The organism is Stieleria varia (assembly GCF_038443385.1).
GTDB classification, from domain to species: domain Bacteria; phylum Planctomycetota; class Planctomycetia; order Pirellulales; family Pirellulaceae; genus Stieleria; species Stieleria varia.
This window is the reverse complement of sequence record NZ_CP151726.1, coordinates 3375207-3400440: the sequence shown is the minus strand read 5'-3', so window position 1 is coordinate 3400440 and position 25234 is coordinate 3375207. Positions and strand designations below refer to the sequence as shown.

15 protein-coding genes are annotated in these 25234 nt (G+C 57.4%); 12 read left to right on the top strand and 3 right to left on the bottom strand.

The window, feature by feature from the left end; genetic code table 11:
* Positions 1-52 precede the first annotated feature (52 nt).
* Positions 53-3487 carry a DUF1553 domain-containing protein gene (locus Pla52nx_RS11270; protein WP_146517864.1) on the top strand — a complete coding sequence of 1145 codons (3435 nt, stop codon included), beginning with the start codon at positions 53-55 and terminating at the stop codon, positions 3485-3487.
* Positions 3488-3557: 70 nt separating this feature from the next.
* Here Pla52nx_RS11270 and Pla52nx_RS11265 read toward each other — a convergent pair whose 3' ends face one another.
* Positions 3558-6599 carry a CHAT domain-containing protein gene (locus Pla52nx_RS11265; RefSeq protein ID WP_197454174.1) on the bottom strand — a complete coding sequence of 1014 codons (3042 nt, stop codon included), beginning with the start codon at positions 6597-6599 and terminating at the stop codon, positions 3558-3560.
* A gap of 639 nt (positions 6600-7238) precedes the next feature.
* On the opposite strand from Pla52nx_RS11265, the gene secA reads away from it, so the two are divergent.
* Together secA and Pla52nx_RS11255 are read left to right on the top strand one after the other, a co-directional pair.
* Entirely contained in the window at positions 7239-10958 is a 3720-nt protein-coding gene (secA, locus tag Pla52nx_RS11260; protein WP_146517866.1) for a preprotein translocase subunit SecA, read from the top strand.
* Positions 10959-11113: 155 nt separating this feature from the next.
* Positions 11114-12448, top strand: a complete 1335-nt coding sequence (locus Pla52nx_RS11255; protein WP_146517867.1) for a 3-deoxy-D-manno-octulosonic acid transferase — start codon at positions 11114-11116, stop codon at positions 12446-12448.
* Positions 12449-12829: 381 nt separating this feature from the next.
* Here Pla52nx_RS11255 and Pla52nx_RS11250 read toward each other — a convergent pair whose 3' ends face one another.
* Both Pla52nx_RS11250 and Pla52nx_RS11245 read right to left on the bottom strand, forming a co-directional pair.
* On the bottom strand, positions 12830-13504 hold the full coding sequence (locus Pla52nx_RS11250; RefSeq protein ID WP_146517868.1) for a LuxR C-terminal-related transcriptional regulator: 675 nt from the start codon (positions 13502-13504) through the stop codon (positions 12830-12832).
* 344 nt (positions 13505-13848) lie between these two features.
* Complete coding sequence (locus Pla52nx_RS11245) at positions 13849-15333, bottom strand: hypothetical protein (protein ID WP_146517869.1); 1485 nt, start codon at positions 15331-15333, stop codon at positions 13849-13851.
* 615 nt (positions 15334-15948) lie between these two features.
* Here Pla52nx_RS11245 and Pla52nx_RS11240 point away from each other — a divergent pair.
* The 9 genes from Pla52nx_RS11240 to Pla52nx_RS11200 all read left to right on the top strand — a co-directional run bounded on the left by Pla52nx_RS11240 (position 15949) and on the right by Pla52nx_RS11200 (position 25217).
* Complete coding sequence (locus tag Pla52nx_RS11240) at positions 15949-16437, top strand: type II secretion system protein GspG (protein ID WP_146517870.1); 489 nt, start codon at positions 15949-15951, stop codon at positions 16435-16437.
* A gap of 141 nt (positions 16438-16578) precedes the next feature.
* Complete coding sequence (locus Pla52nx_RS11235) at positions 16579-17214, top strand: pilus assembly FimT family protein (protein ID WP_146517871.1); 636 nt, start codon at positions 16579-16581, stop codon at positions 17212-17214.
* Positions 17211-17717, top strand: a complete 507-nt coding sequence (locus Pla52nx_RS11230; RefSeq protein ID WP_146517872.1) for a prepilin-type N-terminal cleavage/methylation domain-containing protein — start codon at positions 17211-17213, stop codon at positions 17715-17717. Before Pla52nx_RS11235 ends, Pla52nx_RS11230 begins: the two co-directional genes overlap by 4 nt.
* Positions 17717-18739 (top strand): PulJ/GspJ family protein, encoded by a 1023-nt coding sequence (locus Pla52nx_RS11225; RefSeq protein ID WP_146517873.1) that lies wholly within the window; start codon positions 17717-17719, stop codon positions 18737-18739. Before Pla52nx_RS11230 ends, Pla52nx_RS11225 begins: the two co-directional genes overlap by 1 nt.
* Positions 18736-20403 carry a type II secretion system protein GspK gene (locus Pla52nx_RS11220; protein ID WP_146517874.1) on the top strand — a complete coding sequence of 556 codons (1668 nt, stop codon included), beginning with the start codon at positions 18736-18738 and terminating at the stop codon, positions 20401-20403. The genes Pla52nx_RS11225 and Pla52nx_RS11220 overlap by 4 nt, the downstream gene beginning before the upstream one ends.
* A 62-nt stretch (positions 20404-20465) precedes the next feature.
* Entirely contained in the window at positions 20466-22202 is a 1737-nt protein-coding gene (locus Pla52nx_RS11215) for a type IV pilus biogenesis protein PilM (protein ID WP_146517875.1), read from the top strand.
* Entirely contained in the window at positions 22199-23377 is a 1179-nt protein-coding gene (locus Pla52nx_RS11210; protein WP_146517876.1) for a hypothetical protein, read from the top strand. The genes Pla52nx_RS11215 and Pla52nx_RS11210 overlap by 4 nt, the downstream gene beginning before the upstream one ends.
* Before the next feature lie 221 nt (positions 23378-23598).
* A complete protein-coding gene (locus Pla52nx_RS11205) occupies positions 23599-24420 on the top strand; it encodes an ABC transporter ATP-binding protein (RefSeq protein ID WP_146517877.1) in 822 nt (273 codons plus the stop codon).
* Positions 24417-25217 carry an ABC transporter permease gene (locus Pla52nx_RS11200; protein WP_146517878.1) on the top strand — a complete coding sequence of 267 codons (801 nt, stop codon included), beginning with the start codon at positions 24417-24419 and terminating at the stop codon, positions 25215-25217. Before Pla52nx_RS11205 ends, Pla52nx_RS11200 begins: the two co-directional genes overlap by 4 nt.
* Positions 25218-25234: the final 17 nt, after the last annotated feature.

Sequence of the window (25234 nt, the reverse complement as noted above, 5' to 3'; positions counted from 1 at the left end):
ATGGACGGCTACCCACCGACCGCCTCTCATCGAGTCACCCCGCGTCCCCCCCATGAAACGATTCACGACGCTCGCGATCGCTTGCATCATCACATCTGCCCTTTCCGGCCAAACCACGTTCGCTGACCAATCCAGCATCGATTTCAATCGAGACATCCGACCGATTCTTTTCAGCAATTGCATCACATGTCACGGACCGGATGAAGCCGAGCGGGCGGCGGGACTGCGTTTAGACACTGCCGACGGGGCCACCGAAGACTTGGGCGGATACGCCGCGATCGTCGCCGGAGATCCAGACGCCAGTGAGCTGATGGCGCGGATCACGTCCGATGATCCCGATGTCGTCATGCCGCCTGGCGAGAAAGGCAAACCGCTCGATCCCGACGAGATTCAATTGCTCGCCGATTGGATCCGACAAGGAGCAAAGTTTGCAAAGCATTGGTCGTATGAACCTCCGACCCGTGCGGCTTTGCCAGAAGTAAAGCAGACCGAGTGGATCATCAACCCGATCGACCACTTTGTCTTGGCCAAACTCGAATCCGAAGGCTTGCACCCCGAGCCGACGGCCGATCGACTGACCCTCGCCCGTCGAGTCGCAATCGACTTGACGGGACTACCGCCAACTTGGACAGAGGCTCAAGCCTTTGTCCAGGACGAAGAGCCTGGCGCCTATGAACGCTACGTCGACGCCTTGCTCCGCAAACCCGCGTTCGGCGAACGCTGGGCACGCGTCTGGTTGGATTTGGCACGCTATGCCGACTCGGCTGGATACGCAGACGACCCCGCGCGAACCATTTGGTCGTACCGAGACTACGTGATCCGATCGCTCAACGAGAACAAGCCGTTTGATCAATTCACGATCGAACAGATCGCCGGCGACTTGTTGCCCGAGCCGACCAACGATCAAATCATCGCCACCGCATTTCATCGCAATACGCTGACCAATAACGAAGGCGGAACGAACGACGAAGAGTTTCGCAACGTTGCCGTCGTCGACCGAGTCAATACGACCATGGCGACTTGGATGGGCACGACGATGGCGTGCGCCCAATGCCACACGCACAAGTACGACCCGATCACGCAAGAAGAGTATTTTCGATTCTACGCGTTCTTTAACAGCACCGCCGATGCCGACCGCCGTGACGAAAGCCCCCTGTTGCAATTGTGGTCCGACGAACAGATTCAACAAAAATCGGACTGGGAACAACGCATCGCTGAGCTGGAAACAGAGATCTCCTCGCCCAACGAAACCCTCACACAAGCGTTGAACCAGTGGCTCGCCCAACTCTCGGTCCAACCCGATTGGCGAGTCGCCACTCCCACGTCGGCTCAATCTCAACACCGTCAACTGGAGATCGGTGAGAACGGATGGATCATGGCTGTGGGCGAAGAGCCCAATAACGATACGTACACGATTCAAACCGAGACAACCGAATCGTCGTTGTCGGCGATCAAGCTGAGCGTGGATCAGGCCAGCAAACAAAACTTTGTGCTGTCCCAAGTCACCGCGAGTTGGAAACCCGCGAAAGCTCAAGCGGTCGAAGCCCGGTTTGTCCGTTTGGAGTTGCCAGGCAAAGATCGCATTTTGCACGTCGCCGAGATTCAAGCCTTTCAGAACGGCGAGAACGTCGCTACCAAAGGCAAAGCCACTCAGAGTTCCACCGACTACAACGCGCCAGCGAATCGTGCGAATGACGGGAACACGGACGGGGATTTCCAAAAGAACTCCGTGACACACAGCAAGACCGAAGCGAATCCGTGGATCGAGATCGATTTGGGCAGCACGTTACCACTGGATCAAATCGTGGTATGGAACCGCAGCGACAATGCCGGCTCGATGTTCGAACGTCTCAACGGTTTTCAGATCCAATTGCTCGGCGAGGATCGTGGCGTCCTCTGGCAATCGGAGCCGGTGAAAAAGGCCAAGGAAAAACACGAGTTCTCGCTCGACGGCGCGCGTCAGTTGGTCTTCGCCACCGCACACGCGGACTTCAGTCAAGACGGTTTTCCTGCCGAAAGCGTTTTGGATGCCAAGCCGAACACCAAGGCCGGCTGGGCCGTCGCGCCGCAACCCGATCAACCGCACGAATTGACGTTGCTGCTCCGTCAGCCGATCCAGTTGGCTGACGGTACCCTGACGTTAAAGCTGAATCAAGCATCCGTGCACACAGAACACACGTTGGATCATTTCCGCATCGAGTGGACCGATGATGCAAACGTGACCCATTGGGCAGCCATGCCGGAGAGCGTCCGGCAATTGGTTCGCGCCGATCGGACAGCATGGACCGATGAACAACACGCCACCGTGGAAAAACACTTTCGTAGTGTCACCGAGCTGTTGGCTCCTCAGCGAGCGGAACTTGCGAAAACGCGGAAACAATTGTCGGAGATGAAACCCTACACGAGCGTTCCCGTGATGGAGCAACTGCCGCCCGAAAAACATCGCGTGACCAACATTCAACTTCGCGGCAACTACCAAAGCACGGGAGACGAAGTCAGTGAAGGCACCCCGGCAGCATTTCATCCGCTCGATCATGCAGACAACCCCAGCCGACTGGATCTGGCTCGCTGGTTGGTCGATCCGGCCAATCCGCTGACCGCTCGCGTGATCGTCAATCGTCACTGGGAGCAACTTTTTGGCATCGGAATCGTCGAGACCAGCGAAGAATTCGGTTCGCAGGGCGAGCTGCCTACGCATCCCGAGCTGCTGGACTGGCTGGCCGTCGAGTTGCAAGAAAGCGGCTGGGATCTGAAACACATGCTGCGACTGATGGTGACGTCCGCGACCTATCGGCAAAGCTCGGTGACAAGTCCGGAGCGACAAGCCATGGATCCCTCCAACCGCTTGCTGTCACGTGGCCCACGTTTCCGCGTCTCGGCCGAGATGGTGCGTGACCAAGCCTTGGCGGTCAGCGGCTTGTTGAGCGCAAAGATGTTCGGTCCGCCGGTCAATCCGCCTCAGCCAGAACTGGGATTGAAAGCCGCCTTTGGCTCGGGAACGGACTGGAAAACCAGTCGAGGCGAAGACAAGTTCCGACGTGGGATCTACACCACGTGGCGACGTAGTAGTCCGTATCCGTCGATGGCACAGTTCGACGCGCCGAACCGCGAAGTCTGTACTGTTCGGCGGATCCGCACCAATACACCGCTGCAGGCTTTGGTGACGCTGAACGATCCGGTTTACATCGAAGCCGCCCAGGCATTGGCACGTCGAATGGTCCAGGCAGGAGAAACACCGGATGAACGAATCCGCTTCGCTTTCCAAACCTGCTTGATCCGCCAGCCCAGTGACGCGGAGATGGAGCGATTGAAGGAGTTGGTCGACCAAGCGATGGAGCGTTACTTGGCTGATCCAGTGCAAGCGATCAAGATGTCCGCTGATCCGTTGGGACCGCTGGAGCCAGGTCAAGACCCGATCGAGTACGCCGCATGGACCCTCGTGGCCAACGTGATGCTGAACCTGGACGAGTTGTTCCTCAAACGCTAGTGGTACGTCAGGCTTTCTAGCCTGACATGCTCCTGTGTATGTCAGGCTAGAAAGCCTGACGTACATATCACTACGGTGCTTGCAGTTGCTCGCTTGTCAGCGGCGAGGCCAGCAGGTACCCGGACCAAAAGAAAGGCTCGTCTCCCGTCAGTCCTTCGCGATCGTACTCTGATTGCATCAGCGTGGGTTCCGCGCTGGGATCCAATTCGCTGCGACGCAGCAAACCACGGGCTCGTGTCCAAGCATCCGATGGACCGATGAACGGTAACTCCTGTGCGTACTCTCGCATCACCAGTGCAGTGGACTCACCGCCGACGATCCATCGACTCAGCAAGACGCTGCGAACTCCGGCGCACTGCAATGACGCAACGCAATGAAACAGCTCGCGTCCGTTACCGACTTGTCCCAAATCGACCGGCGTCCTGAATCCGAACAACGCCACCGACTCGACGACCTTGCCGGGAAAACGCAACCAGGATTCGAGCGTTCCCATCGACATCGTTTTTTCGTAGGGCGCCAAGCTCGTCGCAGCGGGCTGATCCAGATTGGGCACCGTCTGATCGCCGACCATCAAGTGTCCGACGCTGTCGGCCAACCACGCCGTTCCGGCGGAACCGGGGCCGCCCAACATCACCGTGTCTGCTGCGGCATCTTGGACCGACTGCACGATGACGGCATTGAGTTCCAGATCACGAGGGGCAAAGAATTTGCCGGCTGCCATCGCGATCTTGTTGTTGGGGTGCGGCATCGATGTCACGTTCATCGCCAGTCCCGGTGTTGCGGCGTAGTGAATCTGAAACTGTTCACCAAGCAATTGGTCGGAATCCTCGGACGCTTGCAAGATTTCAAAGGGCACGTACCACAACACCGAATCGGGAACGATCACCAAATGCGAGATCTTGCGCGACGACAGCAGTGCCGGGTCGGGCAACAATTGTCGCCACAGTTTCAGTCCTTCGCCTCGCCAACTGTCGTCTTCCGGCAATCGCTTGCCACGCGGTTTACCAACTCCCACGCTTCTCAACAATCGACTCACCTCTGTTCCCAAACGAGCGCCGCCGGGGACGGTCCAGTACGCGGTCTTGCCGGCCGAAGCGAAGGTCACGTGGACCACATTTCCGTCGCTGAGAAACGTCATCACTCCCACGTGTTCGGGAACGATTCCACTGGGAGCTTTGGCGGGCATTTGAGGCGGCATCACCTTGGGTAATTCTTGGCGATCCAACGCGATCGACCACGCGGTGGCTTCCATCTGCTCGATCTTTGCCATCGCGGCATCGGCCGAGCCGGGCAAAGGCAGCGCTGCGGCATCGCGGAGATTTCTCAAGCTCTTGGGTGCCTTGTTTCGCATCGCAACGACTTCTTTGCCCAGCACCGCATCGTCACTTCTGGCAAGCGTTCGAACTTGCAGCAAACGGCCGCCCAACGCATCGACTTTGCGGGCACGGCTTGCCAGCAACTCGTCTTGCAATGTCAGCACATCGTCGCCGGCGGTTCGTGAGGCCGCGATACGAAGTCGAGCCAGTTGCATCGGTTCTCGGTCGAACTGCAACGCGGCCAGCGCATCGACGGGATCACGACGCCAAGTTTCGATCGACGGTTCGGACGAGAAAGCCATCAATACCGCATCGCTCGCTTGACCCGCTTGATTGCGCGCGATCGCGTTGGAAACCCGCGCGATCTGAAACAGACGCGGCATCGAGATTTTGGATTGATTTCGAATCTGATGTTTGAACGCAAACTGGTTCATCTGGGTGAAGGGTTGGCTGACCGCATCACGAAACCCGGGGCTCGGGGTCGTCGCATTCTGAAGGGCCGCCACGCGAGCGGCCACGTAGTTTGCGTAGGCCTGCATGCGGGGCTGGATCACATCGCGTCGCGTCAACAACGCACGAGCTTGAGTGAGATAGTTGTTGGCCGCCCCAAGTTGACCGGAGGTGGCGGCGGCATCGGCTGCGACGATCAAACAGTGCAACGTTGCGAAACGTGATTTTCGGAACAGCGATGTCGCCACCGTTTCGGCCGCCGACTGGACCGCTGGCGCAGTCGTTTCATCCACACATCCAGCGGCAAGCTGCAACGCTTCGCCGATGAATTCATACTGCTCGTACGCCGCGGCTTGGTTCGCTGTGGCGATGGCAATCGGGACGGCTGCTTGGGGCTGCTTGCTCCCCGCCATCAAGTAGGCTTGCGTCAGTCCCACGATCGGCGACAAAGGATGAGCGCCGGCCGCCGAAACTCGGTTCTCCAATGCGTCTTTCAGTGCGTCCTGGTCTTGCGATGCGCCTGCTTTGACAACGGCACGCATCGCGCCGATCAGATTGAGGGCGACCGGAACTTGCAGTCCGGCGGGGTACCGCGTGCTATCGATCAGTTGATTGGCCATGACATCGTTGGCCGCCAACTCACCTTGGATCACACGCCGACGGTACGATGCCAACGCCAAGCCCCGCATGATTTCCACGACGTCGATCGTCTTGATGTTGGCTTCCTCGAACACGCCGCCTCGCGCCAATTCCTGCTCCGTCAAAACGCGACCGGACCGATACTGCAGCCGACGGGCGATGGGTGCTCGCTTGACCGCCATCGCTTGCGGCCACAAGGTGCTCGAGTTTGGTGTGACGATTCCCGGATTGATGACGTCTTGCCAAATCGGGTTGGACAGCCAGCCTCGATAGCGGATCGCGACATTGATCGCCTGTTCGACTGCTTGGTTGGCGGACTCCAGGTCCCCGCCTTGGTAATAACACTCGCCCAGCATCGCCAGCACGGGAATCGAGTCGAGCCAGCGTCCATTGATATCGCGACGCGTGCTGCCCAACGCAAAATCAAAGGCATCGACCGCGCGGTCCAGGTCGCCGTCTCGATAGACCTCCAACGCCTGGTAATACTGGTCCGGCGGATACGTCCCCAAAACTTCGACGCCCCCGAGTTGCCCACGAACGGTCCCGTTGGTGACAGGGTTCTGTGCCCTCACCCCGCTGGCCAGAATGCTCGCCCCTACCAGGCATCCGACCAGCCAGCCGACAGCAGCGACTCGCAGGCTTCGTCGGTACCGGTCAGAAGAGCGGGATGGGCCAGAATCGCGGGTGGGGAACAAAGCAGCGGACATGGAAAGGGTTCCGATCGAGAGTAGCGGTTGCACTGCCATATTAGGGTGCGGGCGCCCAAGCGTCGAATTCTCCTGCCATAAATCCGGCCATCTAACTCCAGAAAGATACCCATCGCCCGCATTCCCCCCAACCTGCGATTGTTCAAGCGGTTCGCAGAATCAATTCCCGTTGACCTCATAACCCTTAAAACCTAACCTAAAGCGCCCAAAGCGTTTAGGTTCGAATTCAGGCAATCGGACGGCGAATCGGCTGGACCGAGCATCACAGGAAGGTGCATGGGAGTCCCGTGAAGAGTCGGCGATTGACGGTAACTTGTCTGAAATTGGTCCAAAAATCGCAGCGAGTGCCGGATCTTCGCTGGTCTGCCAAATCGACTTTCGTGTATGCATTCAATTCGCCGGACCTAGCACGAACCGATCAGGTAACAGAAAACTCGCAGGAGAAAACTGGCAAGAACCAACTTGGTGATGCGAACTTCCGCATGACCCTTGGGCAGAGACGGTGAAGGAATCATCCACTGCCTGCATACCCATTCACAATCCGAAGCGTCATCCGCCGACCGCCGCAATTCGCCATCGAAACGATGGCGGGTTTGAGGAATCGGCGCTGTCGTTTTTTCATTTACATACGATTCTACAATGTCGTTTTTTGAACGAGTAGCTGACGCTGGCAGCATCATCTTTGGCGGCCTGTTTCGGTCGTTTGATCGCACCGTTACATCGATCTTTGGGTCCGCCAATGCTCGCCAAGTCACGCGGCTGCGTGCTCGGGCGAACCAGATCACGGAACTGGAACCCAAGTACGCCGCGATGAGCGACGATGAGCTGCGTAATCAGACCAACGTATTGCGAGGGCGACTGCGCGCCGGCGAGACGTTGGACGACATCTTGCCCGATGCGTTCGCCGTGTGCCGCGAGGGAGGCAAGCGTTTCCTAGGCATGCGCCACTACGATGTGCAATTGATCGGCGGCATGGTTCTGCATGAAGGCAACATCGCCGAAATGGTCACGGGGGAAGGAAAAACGTTGGTCGCGACCTTGCCCGCCTACCTGAACGCGTTGGAGGGCAAGGGCGTCCATGTGGTCACGGTCAACGATTATCTGGCTCGTCGTGACATGGAGTGGATGGCTCCGCTGTACATGAACCTCGGATTGACCGTCGGCGCGATCCAATCGGGGATGTCGACTGGTGAAAAGCAAGACATTTACAAACGCGACATCACGTACGGAACCAACAACGAATTCGGTTTCGATTACTTGCGTGACAACATGCGCCCGGCCGCGAAAGGCGACGACCGTTTTCCGCCCGAAGCCCAGCAGTGCCAAGGGCCGCTCAACTACGCGATCATCGACGAAGTCGACAATATTTTGATCGACGAAGCCAGGACGCCGCTGATCATCAGCGGACCGTCCGATCAAGACATCGGGCGGTACGCCGATGCGGACCAAGTCGCCCGCCAACTTAAAAAGGAAGAACACTTCACCGTCGATGAAAAGCAGCACAATGTGACGCTGTCGGATGAGGGTGTACGTGAAGCCGAACGGCTTGCCGGCGTCGAAAGCTTTTACACTGCGGGCAACATGGAATGGCCGCACCTGATCGACAACGCGCTCAAGGCCCACCACCTCTATAAAAGAGACGTCAATTACGTCGTCAAAGACCGCCAGATCGTGATCGTGGACGAGTTCACGGGTCGCTTGATGGACGGTCGTCAATGGAGCGACGGCCTGCACCAAGCCGTCGAGGCAAAGGAAGGCGTTCCGATCAAGCCGGAAACGCAAACGTTTGCCACCGCGTCGCTGCAGAACATCTTCAAGATGTACAAGAAACTGTCGGGCATGACCGGTACCGCGATGACGGAAGCCACCGAGTTCATGAAGATCTACAAGCTCGATGTGGTCGCCATCCCGACCAACAAAGTCCTGGAACGGATCGAGTATCCCGACATCATCTACCTGACGGAAAAGGACAAGTACAAGGCGCTGGCCGATGAGATCGAGCGGACCACCAAGTGGGACGTTCTGGTGATGAAGGATCGCAACGAGGGAGAATGGTGGGGCAAGATCGTCGAAGAACAAGCCGACCAGATCAAGTTCCTCTCCAAGGGAGAAAAGACTCCCGAGATGATTCCTCGCTCCAAGATCTCTGGCATTCAATACGCAGGCCGACCCGTTTTGGTCGGTACCGTCAGTATCGAAAAGAGCGAACGCCTGAGCGCCCTGCTGGAACGTCGTGGCATCAAACACGACGTGTTGAATGCCAAGCAGCACCAACGTGAAGCCGAAATCGTGGCCCAAGCCGGCCGGAAACACGCGGTCACCATCGCGACCAACATGGCCGGCCGGGGTACCGACATTATCTTGGGCGGCAACCCGGAAAACCTCGCTTGGGCGCAACTGCAACACAAATACCCCTCGCGATTGGAAATCCCCGACGAAGAATGGAATGCTCTGGTCAAAGAGATCGACGAACGCGAGCAAATGAGCGTCGAAGGAAAACACGTTCGCGAAATCGGCGGCCTGTATGTCTTGGGTACCGAACGACACGAGTCACGTCGGATCGACTTGCAGCTCCGCGGGCGCTGCGGTCGGCAAGGTGACCCCGGCGGCAGCAAGTTCTTCTTGTCTCTCGAAGACGATCTGATGCGAATCTTTGCGCCCGACTGGGTGCGTAGCTTCATGGAACGGATGGGTATGGGTGAAGGCGAAGCGTTGGAGTCCAAGGTCGTCACCCGGCGAATCGAAGCCGCGCAAAAGAAGGTCGAAGAAAGACACTTTGAAGCCCGCAAGAGCTTGCTCGACTACGACGAAGTCATGGACGAGCAACGCAAGCGAGTTTATCGCTATCGACAAAGTCTGCTCGATGGGCACAGCTCCCGGAATATGCTGCTGGATCTGATTCGAGCCCAAATCGACAAGCACGTCGAAACCTTCCTATCGCCCGACTACGGCGTGGAAAGTTTTGCGGCCATCGCCGGCTCTCGTTTTGGTTGCCAACTCGATCCACGCGATTTCCGCAACATGGACATCGACATGGCCAGCAACTACGCGGCCGAGCAAGCCGAGCGGGCTGCCGAAGTCACTGTGATGGAGACCGTGGAAGAAAATCTGCCCGCGGGAATGGAAGACGAATGGAATTGGCAAGCACTGACGTCGTGGTCCAACAAGCGTCTGGAAACCAACTATCAAGAACATCAACTCAAGAAGATGGATCGAGATGAGTTGATCGACGAACTGACCGCCAAAGCACACGCTCAAATTGAAAAGGTGGACGTCAGCGATCTTGCCCCGTTGTTGGAGTCCGACCACGGGCTGAGAAACCTGTGCGGTTGGATGCGACACAAATTCGGCATCGAAACCACGCCGGAGGAATTTCGCGATGTGGATGACCGCCGCGTCGTCGCCGACACGCTCTATCAACGTGCCGAACAAGGTTACAACGACAAAGAAAACGAGTATCCCGTCCTGGCCGGCATCTCCAAATTCACGACCAAACAGGGCACCCAAATCACCTTGGATCGCGAAGGCTTGGTCGACTGGATCGCTCGTCGCTTTTCCACCGAGTTAGCGGTCGACGAAGTCCAGATGAATCGGGACGATCTCAAGAACCAGATGATCGAGTTCAGCCGCAAAACCGGCGGCCAGTCCGAGGCGGCGTATGCCGAAGCGGACAAGAAACTCGAAGCGGTTTTCAAGAACTCCGACCCAGAAACCACCGCGTTGCTGGCCAGCGGCGGCGATGGCACCCTGGATGAACTGGTCCAGTGGATGGCCACGCAGTTGGGCTCCAAAGCGGAGAAAGAAGACTTGGCACGGATGAATCACGCCGAGTTGAAACTTGCCCTCCACGGTGCCGTCGACGATCGTTTCCACCCCGAAATGCGACGCATGGAGCGTCAGATTCTGCTCAACATCGTCGACGAAGCTTGGAAGAATCACTTGCTGACGATGGACCACTTGCGCAGCAGTGTGATGCTAAAGGGCTACGCCCAGCTTGACCCCAAAGTCGAGTACAAACGCGAAGGCATGCGAATGTTTGAAACGATGTGGGAATCGATCGGCGAGCAAGTCACCGATCTGATTTTCCGCATGGAAGCCTTCAACGAAGACTTCATCCGCAGCACGTGGGTCGATGCATCCACGCGTCACGATGAAGCCCAGTCGATTAGCAGCGCAGCGGCGGCTAGCCAACCGGCGCGATCCGCGACCGCGCAAGCCGCCGAGGCGAGCGCAAGCCAAACGCAGGAGGTCCGGGCAGAGCCGATTCGAAATCTCGAACCCAAGGTCGGACGCAATAGTCCGTGCCCCTGCGGCAGCGGCAAAAAGTACAAAGCCTGTTGCATGCGAAAGGAAGTTTAACGCCTAACCGCGATTTCAATCATTTTTCGTTTAACGCGTGCCCGTAGGGTAGGTCGAGCTGCATTGAACGTCGCCTACGGCTAATCGTTTCCAATCAAGTCCAACTTAAGATCACAGCACCAGATAGTTCCCCCATTCATCCGGAAAGGATTCCGATGATCGCCAACGCCCTCTACTTCCTCGCGCTCTTTGCCGCTTCGCCCTGGATCGCCTTTCGGATGTTTCGGCACGGTCGCTATCGTCGCGGGATCGGGCAAAAATTTTGGGGGCTTTCCCGTGACCACGCCGCTGAACTTCGCGGGGATCACGCCGATTGCATTTGGTTGCACGCCGTCAGTGTCGGCGAAGTCAACTTGTTGGGCGGTTTCATCAAAGCGTTCTCGGAGCGATTTCCCGAGCAAAGGATCGTTGTCAGCACAAGCACCGACACGGGCTACGATCTGGCCGTGGCCAAATTCGGCGCCGGCAATGTGTTCTTCTGCCCCTTGGACTTCACTTGGGCGGTGCGTCGAACGATCCGTCACCTACGTCCCAAGATGCTCTGCCTGGCCGAGCTGGAGCTTTGGCCCAACTTGATTCGTATCGCCTCCCAAAACGCTTGTCCCGTTTCAGTCATCAACGGTCGTTTGAGTGAACGAAGCGCCGCCGGCTACGGACGTTTTGCGAGACTAACTCAGGGAACCTTTGGCCGGCTCAACTGGGTCGGGTGCCAGGACGCCGCGACCAAAGAACGCTTCGCCGGGTGCGGTACGCCGAAGGAGCGTCTGCAGATTACCGGGTCATTGAAATTCGATGATGCGCCCTCCACTCGCGACACCGACGAAGTTCAAGCACGAGTTCAGTGGGCGGGGATCGATCCCTGGCAGGTCGTCTGGATGGTCGGCAGCACCCAAGAAGGCGAAGAACGGATGGCTCTGGAGATCTATCGGCAGCTGCAAGATCAGTTTCGAGAACTGCGGCTGATCCTGGTACCTCGGCATCCCGAACGGTTTGACGACGTCGCGGAACTGGTGCGTTGCAGCGGTTTGAAAGTTCACCGACGTTCCAGCGCTGGATCGTTGATCGATGCCGAATGGACCAACGACCGAGTGATCCTGCTGGACACCATTGGCGAGCTTCGGCATTGGTGGGGCGTCTGTCAGATCGCCACCGTCGGTGGCAGCTTCGGCAACCGAGGCGGGCAAAACATGTTGGAACCGGCCGGTTACGGTTGCGCCGTATCCTTCGGCCCCAACACAAAGAACTTTGCCGACATCGCTCAACGATTGATCGATGCCGACGCCGCTGTCCGCGTCAACGATCAAGCCGAGTTGAACGCATTTGTTGTCCGTTGTCTGACCAACGTCCCTGCCGCCGACGCGTTGGGGCGAGCCGCGCAAGAAGTCGTCGAGCAACACCGCGGAGCGACCGCCAGAACCATCGATGCGCTCGCATCGTTCGTGAGCGATGAACAATGGAAACAACCCCGACTGTATCGACCAGCAGCCTAGCAACACTCATAGGTCATGCAGAGCATGACCTACATACGGTGAGCCAACGCAGATTTCCGTCGGGCTTGCCCGGGCTGTTCAAAGATTGGCGTTGACATTGTTTTTTCAGTCCATGTTTTTGTCCCGTGCATCGCAATCAGAGTGAGCCTCAGGCGCTAGCCGTGGGTCGGCACCACAATCCGCCTCAGGCCCACGGCTAGCGCCTGAGGCTCACTGGGGGCCACCAGCTGCGACAGGAGAGGTGACAGAAACTTGCGGAGCCTCAGGCCCACGGCTAGCGACTGAGGCTCACTGGGGGCCACCAGCTGCGACAGGAGAGGTGACAGAAACTTGCGGAGCACGCTATCGACTTGGAAAGTCGAGCGACTGCTTAGCGACGGTTCAGCAGACCAAGTTTGCGTTGCGTGCAAGATGCCATGGCTCGTTGTGTTCGAGCATTTGTGTCAGCAGATCGCGTTCGACCATCAACTGGACGACTTTGGCATGGCTGTTGGTGCCCAAGCGTTTCAGAATCGAGGCACGTCGACGCTCCACCGTACGGTCGGAGAGATTCAACTCTTTCGCGATCTCACGGTTCAGCTTGCCGTCCAACAATCGATAAGCAATCGCGTGCTCGCTCGCATTCATTTTACCGAGGCACTGAGTCAGTTCGGTCAAACGCTTCGACATCTTTTGATACCGGTCCACACTTTGTGTCACATCCAAGGCCACATTGTGCCGCGTAAGGACAGGCTTTTCTTCTGTGTCACTCGCACCGACGGTTTGAATCGACAGCACTCTGCGGGAACCGTCCCACGCGCGGACGGCGCGTAAGGCTTGAATGCGACCACCATTGCTGAGATCCATCGTTTGACATTCCATCAAGTCCGCGTTGATGGGGTCATCGTGGATGACAAAATCCAAGTAGCTACCGCCAATGACTTGCTTGGGCTCGTATCCCAGCACGTCTCTCACCGACGGACTCACGAGGGTCACTTGGCTGAGTCCCCGTTTGGCGAAAAAGAAACAAGGTTCCAAAAAGTCAAGAACCCTGGGCAGATCGATTGCTGATTCCATTTTCTATTCTGGTGTGAATTGCAAGAGTGATATGTAGAAATGCCTCCGTTCGCTGTTGGACTCCTGGGACGCCGCCAAGTACTCACGACGCGAAATGCGACCACGCCTGCGCTTCGAGCTGAGATCAGAAAAGCGATCCAGGCGGCCTTCTCGACGAGACGTCCTGCTTCCATCTCACTATGCGTTATTGGCAACCAAAACCCGCACTGGGTTGCTGGCGACCGAATTCCACACTGCCATCGAACGAAAAGAGCCGCAGTCGTGTGGACTGCGGCTCTGCGATGGTTTAACGCTCGTTCAACGGTGGCTCAGCTACCGAATCTCGAACGATTTCCGGTGCTCGATCAGGGCTTGATCTCGTTGCCCTTCTGCATGCCTTCGAGCTGACGGGTGTACAATTCGGGCAGCACGGTCGGCAATCGACTCGTGGTGTCCGATGCCCGGATGGGCGGGAAATCTTCGCCGCGTGCCGCCGAACCCAGCGGCGTTGTCAGCGAGTCATCCAAACGACGCAGGTAAGCTTGCAGCTTCCAAGCCGGGATGATGGTGATCCCCAGCTCACGAGCTTTCTCGCGGGCCTTACCGACGATGGCGATCTGCGCTGCGTTCTCATCCGCGTTGGGGCCGTCCAAATCGGGAGCTTCGCCGGTAACCATGAATCGGATGCTGGAGTCCAGCTTTCCTTCGACTTGCCCGTTGGGCAAGAAGGCCGCGCTGACTTTCGCACCAGCGGCTTGGATCATGCCGACCAACGCACTGTTGTCTGGTTTGCTGTCTCCGTCGATGTCGATGTCGCCCGCCAAAGCGATCTTGACCTCGCGTCCTGGAGCCCAGAACGGCGAGTACACGTAGTCGCCTTCGATGATCGGAGTTTCCATACGAGGACGTGCGATCACACGTGCTTCGGCCAAATGCTGACCGAGGATCTTGGTGACCTGCAATGTTGCCTTGACTTCGGCGTCCTCCAAGCGGTCATTGCGGTCAACAACGCCAAAGGTGATGCCGGGGCGAAGTGCGTCGGCCGACCCGAGGTTGATCGAGCAAACCTCGCCGCCACGGCGAACGCTGCGAATCTCGCCCTGCACCGACTCGAAACGATCCGATTGCAGTTCGTTCAACTGGATTCGCTGCGTCTCGATCGTCAACGTGTACTGGTCCAGCTTTTGGGACAGTTTGCGTGTTTCGTCCAATTTCTTACGACGGAATTGGTCGAAATCGCGTGTGATCGACGTCACTTTGTCGCGATCCTTTTCCCGTTCCGTGTTGATGCGGGCCCGATCCTTTGCATAAGCATCGCGTTCTGTCTCAAGACTCTTTTGCGCCGTGTCACGCTCCGTCTCCGCTTGCTGTTGCGCCTTATTAGCGATATCGACATCAGCGTCCGCTTGTTTGCGAATCTGGGCCACCTGTTCGATGGCGTCACCGTATTGCTCGTTGCGGCTGCGGATCGTGGTCAACAGATAGTCGGGCAGCTTGGCATAATTCTTGTCTTGTACTTCGACGTCAGGTCCGAACACGGTCATGTGATCCACGAATCGCTTTGCGATTTCGTTCATGTCCTGATCGGTGTCCTGAGAGGTTTTCAGCGCATTGAACTGATCCTGACTCAGTTGTCCCTGTCCGAGCATCGCCTTGTAGGTGATGGCGCGTTCTTCCAGATTTCGGATTTCGTCCTGTGCATTTCGCAGCGCAGTCTTGTCGTTGCTCGCTGTCGTCGCCTGTGTGTCACCCCAACGCCAGAGGATAAAGTTCAGCGCGAGGGAGAGGACGAGGAAGATCAAGCAGGTAATCAGACTGCCACGGATTACAGAATCGTCGCGTGCCGCCATGGTTCAGCGTTCCAGCAGATGGTTCAGAAAAGGAGTGAAGATGGGAAACAGCGTATTTACTAATTCCCTGTATTCTACCACCATCGTTACGATTTGGCTGTTTGCGGTCGCCTTGAGAGCGTCCCAAATCGTCACAATGTCACCCAATCACTTCCCAATCAGGCTGCGATTGGGCGGGATAAACCGGAGCGCAGCACCCCCTGCCGGGGTATACCACTGGGCATGTCGTTCGCTTTTGCGATCCGCCCGCCCTCCAATTTCGCGAGCTTTTTTGCTATCGAGGACGTTTGACTCCGATCATTGGGATAGTCGTTCCAGCAATGGACCGGCGAACACGCTTTGTTGGAAAAACCGCTCAAGTGGACAAAGAAATGGCGTTCCGATCCGAATGATTGCCGGAACTTTTTTTTTGACCAGTGGTTAGAATCCTTGTGTGACACAGTGACCAAAGGCGGTGGAAAACGAATTTCAGCTTTCACGCCAAGGCGAGCTGGGTCACTCAGAACGGACCACTCCATTTCGAGACCACCGCGTGAGACGGCCACCCGAGACCATCGGGCGTCTCGACGGGTTTTGCCTCTCCCTCACCTTTTTCAGCTTTACCCCACTGAACCAATGAAACATTCGCTTCCAAATTCCGAATGCCACGCCCCCGAAGATCGTTGTCAGCAACGCCGCCGACATCGCGGCCATTCGTCCACCCGCTCGCGTTCGTGCCGTCGCGGTGGTTTTACGTTGTTGGAGCTGTTGTTGGTGTTGGCGATTTTGGTCGTCTTGGGTGGGATTGTGGTCGTCAACGTCGTCGGCACGGGCGAAGCAGCCAAGGCGGACGCGACCCAGTCACAGTTGAAAATGGTTCAATCGTTCATCACGCAGTACAAACTTCGTATGAACACGCTACCGGAGACCTTGGAAGAACTCAAAGACGGCCCCAGTGATGCGTCGCTAAAGGCAAAATGGGTGAAGCCGATCATCGAACGTGTCCCAACCGATGCGTGGGGCAAGGAGATCATTTACTCGGTCAATGGCAACACCTACGAACTGCGTAGCGGCGGGATCGACGGCCAAATGAATAACGACGACGACATCGTCGTCACCGGCTGATCTCGCGAATCAGCGAATGGTTTTGGCAGCCGGGTGGCATGAACTGCGGGTGGCGCGACCCGGCTGCGAAACGATTCGAAGACTTGTTTGTAAGGTTCCACTCTCTCATCCGGCGATCCTCATCGCCGTGACTTATCTGCCGTGTCCATCACCCGCCCCACCGCCGCAAAGTCGTCTGCTGGTTTCACACTGCTGGAACTGTTGCTGGTGATTTCGTTGATCGCCGTGCTCGGATCGATCGCTATCCCGACCTTCGCGATGTTGCTGGGGGATCGGAGACTGGTCCGCGCTGCCAATGAGATGAGCGAAGAAATGATGCGTCTGCGACTTCGCGCGATGCGTGAGGGACGCACCATGATTTTGGACGGGGAACTGGAACAAGGCGTGATCCGAATCCGTCCCTTTCAGTCGCTGGCGGATTCCATCGAAGCCTATGATCAAACCGGTTCTCAATCCGCGATGCTGACCGGTGCCGATCAAGCCACCGTCACGGCGTTGCAACCTGACGCGGTGGCCGACCGAGAGATTCAGTTGCCCGATGAAGTCGTCTTGCAAAACATTGCGGTGGTATCGGCTGCTCGCGCCGCAGCAATCGAACAGCAAACCGTTTCCGATCAGACGGGCGGATTCTCCCGACCCATTTTGTTTTATCCCGATGGCACCACGAGCACGGCAGCCTTGACACTCAAGCATGCGACGGACGGAACCATCACGATCAAGATGCGTGGAATCACCGGCGATGTCACAGTCGGTACCGTCCAGGCGCCCGCACCATGAAAGCAACCCCACGAAACAACCGATCAACCATCAGCCATCGCAGTGGGTTTTCGATGCTGGAGATGCTGTTGGCGCTAGCCATCCTGGGAACTTCTCTTGCACTGCTGGCTCAATTGGCTGACACGGGAACGGAAGCCGCACGGGAAGCACGCGCCTTGGCGATGTCACGTGTTCTGTGCCAAACCAAATTGTCCGAGCTGTTGCTCAATTCAGAAGCCGGCCAGACGCCGACGCCCGTGGTCGACTCGCCGGTGGAAGCGTTCGATTCCGAAAGCCTGACGACGTACACCTACTCGGTCGACATCGCACAAGCGCCGCTTGCGGGAATGCTGGCGATACGCGTCACCGTTCGGGCATCAGTTCCCAACGAAGACCTACCGCTGGCGACTTACGTGTTGGACCGCTGGATGATCGATCCTGCCTTGGGCTTGGTCGAAGCCGAAATGGAAGAGAAGGCCGCACGAGAAGAAATCGCAGCTGCCGCGTCGGGAGAAGCGATCTGATGAACAGCGATCAATCGCGACAAACAATCGTCCGCACCGCTCACAACCGCAGAGCGTTCACATTGCTGGAGTTGATTCTGACGCTGGCCATGTCGGTGGTCCTGATGTCGCTGATCAATGCCGCGTTCCAGTTCTATGTCAGCGACATGGATGTGGCTGACACCGATATTCGGCAAACGATGCTGGCTGCTGCGGTGATGCAGATGATCGAAGACGACTTGAGATCGACCTTGCACCCCGAGCCAACAGACACGAGTGCCTTGGAAGCTCTACTGGCCAGTTCGGCTGCGTCGATGGGAGGTCAGATCACGGGCCAATCCACCGGTGAAGACCTGTCAGCGGCCGGAATCGAATCCGAAGAAGAACTACCCGAGGAAACAGCAACCGAAGCGGCGACCCTGGACTCGGGTACCGCGATCCTGCAAACGCCGGGGCTGATCGGCAACCAGTATCAAATCCAAATGGACATCAGCAAACTGCCTCGTCTGGAAGAGTACATCGTGATGCTCGATGAGAACGTGACGGATTTGCAAGACATCCCCAGCGACCTCAAGACCGTCAGTTACTTCGTTCAGTCCGCAGGATTTCTCGGCGGAGTGACCGACCCGTTGGACGAACTGGCGGGTGATGGTACCGCGATCTCCAACACGGACAGCGGCGGCTTGGTACGTCGATCCTTGGATCGCAATGCAACGGTCTACGCTGCCTCCAGTGGAAACCTGCCGCAACTCACCGCGACCGGAGAACTGTTGGCGCCGGAAGTCGCGGCGATCGAGTTTTCCTACTGGGACGGAACCACTTGGCTCTACCAGTGGAACAGTGATGAACTGGGCGAGTTGCCACTGGCGATCCGCGTCCAGCTTTCCATGATCAAACCGGGAGTCGACCGAGACAGTGTGAGCGTTACGGACACCGACACGGTCCGTGTGTTTCAGCACATCGTGCGGTTGCCGATGGCCAAAGTGATCGAAATCGAGGAAGAAGAAACAGCAACAACAGACGCGGCGGGGACAGAGACATGAGAAAACACACGCCTCGCGGATTCTTTTTGGTGCTGGTCTTGATCGTGATCGTTGTGGCAACGATGGCGGTGTTCAGTTTCTCTGGTGTGATGCTCGCTTTTGACGAGTCCGCCTATCTATCCGGTGATCTGGTACAAGCACGCGTGACGGTGGAGTCCGGTGCAGAAGCAGTACGGATGATTTTGTCACAGCCGCCGGACCTGAGAACCGAGCAAGGTGGCCTGTACAACAACCCCAACATGTTCCAAGCCGTGACCGCGTCGACCGGAGCCGACGGAGTCACCGCGTGCAACTTTTCCATCGTCGCACCTGACCTGACCGATACCGGCATGTTGGGCGGACTGCGTTTCGGATTGGTCAACGAATCGGCCAAGCTGAACCTGAACACGTTGCCGATCTTGGAAAAAAATTCAGACGCGTTGATGGTCGTCGCGTCGCTTGGCGCGGCAGAAGACGCCAGCGCAGAAGACGCACTTGCTTCGGACAACCTCGCGTCGGCAATCCTGCTGGCGTTGCCCGGTATGACGGAAGATCTCTCCGATGCGATCCTGGACTGGCTGGATGAAGACGATGAGCCGCGACCCTACGGCGCCGAGTTTGATTACTACGCCGGCCTCTCGACTCCCTACGAACCCACCAACGGTCCCGTCCTCAGTGTCGAGGAACTGCTGTTGGTTCGCGGAATGACCCCGAACCTTCTGTTCGGTGCCGACACCAATCGCAACGGAATGCTGGACCCCGACGAACAACAACGATTCAACGCCACCGTGGACACTCCGGGCGCACTCGGCCTGGCAGCCTACTTCACCGTCCACGGCAGCGAAGCCAGCAAGCGTCGTGACGGCTCCTTCCGCGTGAACATCAACCAAGACGATCTGGAAGCGTTGTACGACGAACTCGTCGACGCACTGGGCGACGAAACCTACGCCAGTTTCATCTGTGCGTATCGAATGGCGGGTCAGCCATCCGCTTTGTCCGGAGTTGTTTCTCAAGACTCAGGGGGAGGGAACTCAGATCAGGGAAACAACAACCAGGACAGCTCGGCTCCCTCGGGCGGCGTTTGGACGTCTGACTTGCTGGGTGAACTGGATCTCAGCGCCGGTGGCGGCACCGATTTCACGCAAGTCCTGGATTTGATCGACGCCACGGTCACCGTCGGCAATGGGGACAATGCCCGTAGCTACCAATCCCCCTTTGATCTGCTGACGATGGGCAACTACCTCCCCATCATCATGGACGCGTTGACGACCCAAGATTCGGAGACGATGCCCGGCCGGATCAACATCAACGAGTGCCCCGCGGAACTCCTCTATGGCATCCCGATGCTGACCGAGGAACAAGTCCAAGCGATCTTGGAAGCGCGGATGGGGCAGTCCGACGATCCCAACCGATTCCACGAGACCTGGCCGATGGTCGAAGGCATCGTGACCCTGGATCAAATGCGTCAATTGACACCACTGTTGACCGCCGGTGGAGACATCTACCGGGCGCAGATCGTGGGCTACTACGAGGCCAAGGGCATCTCACAACGACACGAAATCATCATCGATGCCACCACGGTGAACCCCAAGATCGTGATGTGGCGTGACCTGAGCCACTTGGGACGCGGTTTTGATGTCTCCGTGCTCGGGATTCGCTCCACCGTCAACTTGCCCAATCAATGAACCACCGACCCAAATTGGCACATCTGTGCTGCCATCTGGAATCCTTGGACTAAACTGAAACCATGCCACGAAAAATAGCCATCGACTGGGACGAATCGGAACTACGACTGGTCGCTGCGCAATGCAGCGGCGATCAAGTCAAAGTGACCGATGCGGCAGTCATTCCAATCGCCGAAAACGAAAACGTCTCCCAGACGCTGAAACGGTTTGTCGTCGAACATGATCTGCAGAAAACGGAAACGCTGATCGCGATCGGTCGCGGCCAAGCAGAACTGCGACAACTGGATCTGCCTCCGGTCCCGGAAGACGAACTGCCCGACATGGTGCGGTTCCAAGCCATCCGAAATTTTGCTTCGGCTAGCGATCGCGCGACGGTCGACTACCTGATCACCAACCAAACCAGCGAAGGCACCTCGTTGATCGCTGCGGCGATCGGCCCGACCCAACTGGACGAAATCCGCGAGCAGTGCAAAGCGTCGGATTTGGTCCCCAAACGGATCGCGCTGCGGCCGCTGTCAGCCGCCGCACTGTACTTGACCAAAAAAACCGTCTCCGGCGATGTCATTTTGATCGACCTGCTGCCACTGGACGCGGAGATCGCGATCGCCCGAGACGGCAAAGTGATCTTTGTCCGAACGGTACGCTTGCCCGCCGATCCAAAACAACGATCCGTCGGCTTGGCCGGCGAACTGCGACGCAGCCTGCTGGCATGCGGCATCAACGGTGCTCCTGATCGCGTGATCTTGTGGGGGCTCAGTGATGTGCACAAAGAAGAAGTCGACAAGATTTCGCAAGCGATCCAAGGCACCAACGTCGATGTCGTCGATCCATTCGAGTTGGTCGAAGTCACAGAGGCTGCCAAGGCCACGATGCCCAAACACGTCGGTCGCTTGGCACCGCTGGTCGGTTTGTTGGCGTGCGATGAAATGAACTCGGATCGTTTGATCGACTTCCTCAACCCGCGTAAACGAGTGGAAGTCGAACCGGACCGACTTCGACACGCCCTGTTGATCGGAGGACCGATCGCCATCGCTCTGCTGCTCGCATTCTTTGGCTATCGCAACATCAGCCAACTCAATCAAAAGATCGCAGTGTTGGAAAAACAACGATCGGATTTTCAATCGCAGGAAAAAGGTGCACTGCAGAGCATTGCACAGACCGAATCGATCGACAACTATCTCGACGGTAGCGTCAACTGGCTCAACGAAATGAAACGCGTCGCGGAAAACCTGCCTCCCTCTGATAAACTGATCGTCCGCTCCATCAGCGCAAAGACGGACATCCGAAAAAGTGGCGGTGAGCTGACCGTGGTCGGTGGAGTCACGGACTCCGCTGTGATCGAAGACATCGAAACGAGCCTCCGGGATGATTCCCACACCGTGGTCGGCAAAGGCACACAGAAGGATGAGAAGGCGGAAGACAAGTACTCATGGCGATTCGACGAATCAGTCCTCATCGACCCGACATTCGTTCGAAATCAACGCTACGAACAACTGATGGGCCTGGGAACAAAAGACTCGACGGAAATGACGGTTGAAAAACCAGTTGCAACAGCAACGCTATCCCCCCAAGAATCAGCCAAAGAGACAACCGATTCATCGGGCGCCGGCGAAGCGGAGTCCGCAACCACAAACAAACCGTCGGAGCCCGAGACGACCAGCCCCGCAGAAAACACCCAACCAGAGACCGCATCGGAAACCGAAACGAATTCGAATCCGGAAACCTCTCCCGAACCAAAATCCCCCGCTAGTGAAACGTCTCCTGACTCAGGCAACGTGACGCAGGAGGTGGAAGCATGACTCAACGAGAACGAATCCTACTGATCGCCGTTGGCAGCTTACTCGTCTTGGGTGCAGGCCAGTGGGGATGGAGCAAATACAAAGACGCGATCGATTATCGACAAGGCCAGATCGAGTCGCTGACCAATTCCAGCATCACTCTGGAAGAAACCGTCTTGCAAGGCGCACTGGCTGATGGACGGATGGGCGAGTACCTGACGCGTTCACTGCCGAGCGACAAAGTCCGTGCGGCGAGCGACTACCAGAATTGGTTGCGCGACGTCATCAAGGCCAACGGAATCCGCAACCCGTCGGTGGACCCCACGACGACGATGTCCGGTGCGCTGTACCACAAACTCGGCTTCCGGATTTCCGGCGAAGCGCCTTTGCCGAATGTCTTGAAATTGCTTCATGATTTCTATTCCAAAGACTACTTGCACCGCATCAGTGACCTGGATTTGCGGCCCAGCAAGATCGGCGGCTTCACTCTCAAAATGTCCGTCGATGCCCTCGCCCTGACAGCAGCAGCCGAGGATGCGGCCGAGCCGACTTCGGAATCTTGGCATATCACCAATGACGTCGCCCACTACAGCGAACCGATCTTGAATCGCAATTTGTTCGAACCGCCCAACCAATCGCCTCAATACACGGGCAACCAAAAGGTCGAAGCGATCGTGGGACGTAGAACTCCGATCACGTTGACCTTCAAAGACCCCGAGTCGCACAGAGTTGATTTGGAATTGATCGGCGAACCAGATCCACGCGTGACGCTTGATTCTCGCAGCGGGACCTTGCAAGTCGACTCGAAAGAAAAAGGCGAGATCCAAGTTCGAGTGCGTGCAACCGACAGTGGTTACCCTCATCAATCCGTTGAGCAAACCCTGTCCGTCGCCGTGGTCGATCCACCTCCGCCACCGGAACCACCGGTCACTCCGCCAGCATTCGACGACGCCACCCAGACGTTCTTGACCGCGTTGGTGCAAGGCGACGAGGACTGGGTCGCATGGATGAATGTTCGCACCAAAGGCAAGACGCTGAAACTGCGTGTGGGCGACGGCTTTGAAATTGGCACCGTCAAAGGTACCGTGACGGCAATCACCGCAAACGACGTGGAGATCGAAGTCGGTGATCGTAAGTTCAAGTTGACACCCGACGGCGCACTCAAAGACGCCGCTAAAGCAGCAATGGAAGACTGAAACTCGCGTAGCCGCGTCTCTCCGAGACGCGAAATCCCCGAGCCTCGGGGGACGTGTGATTAATAAGTTGCCGCTTGCGGATTGTCGTTCGACTCTCCGGGTCGACAACGTACAGCGGAGAACGCTATCGACTTGGAAAGTCGAGCGACAATTGTTTACCACGTCCCGAGAGGCTCGGCTACGTGGTTAGAATACGATGAACAGACAGGAAACGGGGACACATGTCGGCTGCATCACAGATCCAGTGCCGCGATGTTTCCGTGGTTTTTGACGACGCCGTGACCGCGGTTCGCGATGTCACGTTCACCGCCGCCGCTGGTGAGATTGTTTCCCTCATTGGCCCCAGCGGTTGCGGCAAAACGACGTTGCTACGCACGATGGCGGGATTGCAATCCGCAACCGCCGGAACGGTCACTCTGGAGCCAGCAGCAATTGCACGCCGTGGCGAGATCGCCTTTGTCTTCCAACAACCCGCGTTGCTGCCCTGGCGAACCTCGCTTCAAAACGCCAGCCTGCCCCTGCAACTGACGTCTTCCCGGACCGATGATCCCACGGCGGCGCTGGATGCATTGCGAGCGGTTCGATTGGACGATGCAGTGGACCGATTTCCGCATCAGCTCTCTGGTGGCATGCAGATGCGAGTCTCCATCGCCCGCGCCCTGGTCACACGCCCTCGCGTGCTGTTGCTCGACGAGCCCTTTGCAGCGCTCGACGAGATGCTCCGAAACGAACTCGGGCAACTCTTGCTGGATCTCTGGCAGCAATACGGGTTCACGGCAGTGATGGTCACTCACAACATCGCCGAGTCGATCCTGCTGTCCCACCGCATCGTGGTCATGGGAAACGGTGTCGTCTCTGAAATCATCGACAATCCGATGCCCTATCCCCGGAACGTCGACCTGCTCAGGACACCGCAGTTCGCTGACTTTTATGGACATGTCAGTGACGCGATGCGCCGCGCGGCCGAATGCGAGACAAACCTGAATACCCTAACGAAACCCAGCAACGATCAGCGTGTGACGAGCGAGGAGACGTTCCGATGAGTGCTCGACGCGATGATGAACCGACGGCATCATGGCTGGCCAAAGCAATTGCCGTCGCCGCTGTGGCGTGGATCGGTATTGCGATCTGGGAGCTGCTGGTCTGGGGACTGGACTTGCCACCGGCTCTCCTGCCATCACCACGGGCTGTGGTGGCCGCAGCGTACAAGTACCGACTGGAGTTGGCCAAGGGAACGATCGCCACCGGCGCCGCGGCCGGCTTGGGCTTGTTGCTTGCGGTGCTGGTGGGTTCGATGCTGGCGATCGTCTTCAGTCTTTCCAGCAAACTGCGTCTGGCTTTGTTTCCCTACATCGTGTTCTTGCAAACGGTTCCGATCGTCGCCATCGCGCCATTGCTGATCATCTGGAGCGGCTATCGTTTTCGTACGGTGCTCATCGTGACCGTCATCGTGTGCCTGTTTCCCATCATCAACAATGTCACCGCTGGACTGCTGGCGATCGACAAACAGCAATCGGATATGTTTCGACTCTACGGCGCCGGCAAGCTGCAACGACTGCTGCGTCTGCAAATCCCATCAGCGATCAGCTATCTGATGCTGGGAGCCAAGACGAGCAGCGGTTTGGCGGTGATCGGAGCCATCGTGGCGGAATTCTTTGTCGGCAATGGTTCGTCATCCAGTGCAGGCCTGGGAACCTTGATGACCGGTTGGCAAGGGTTCAACATGACCGACGCGTTGATCGCCGCCCTCTTTGCTTCCACGCTGATCGGATTGACCCTGTTCGGGATCGTGCATCTGCTCAGCAGCACCGTTCTGAGACGCTGGACGCGAAACGTTTGATTTCCCAGCCCGGGCAT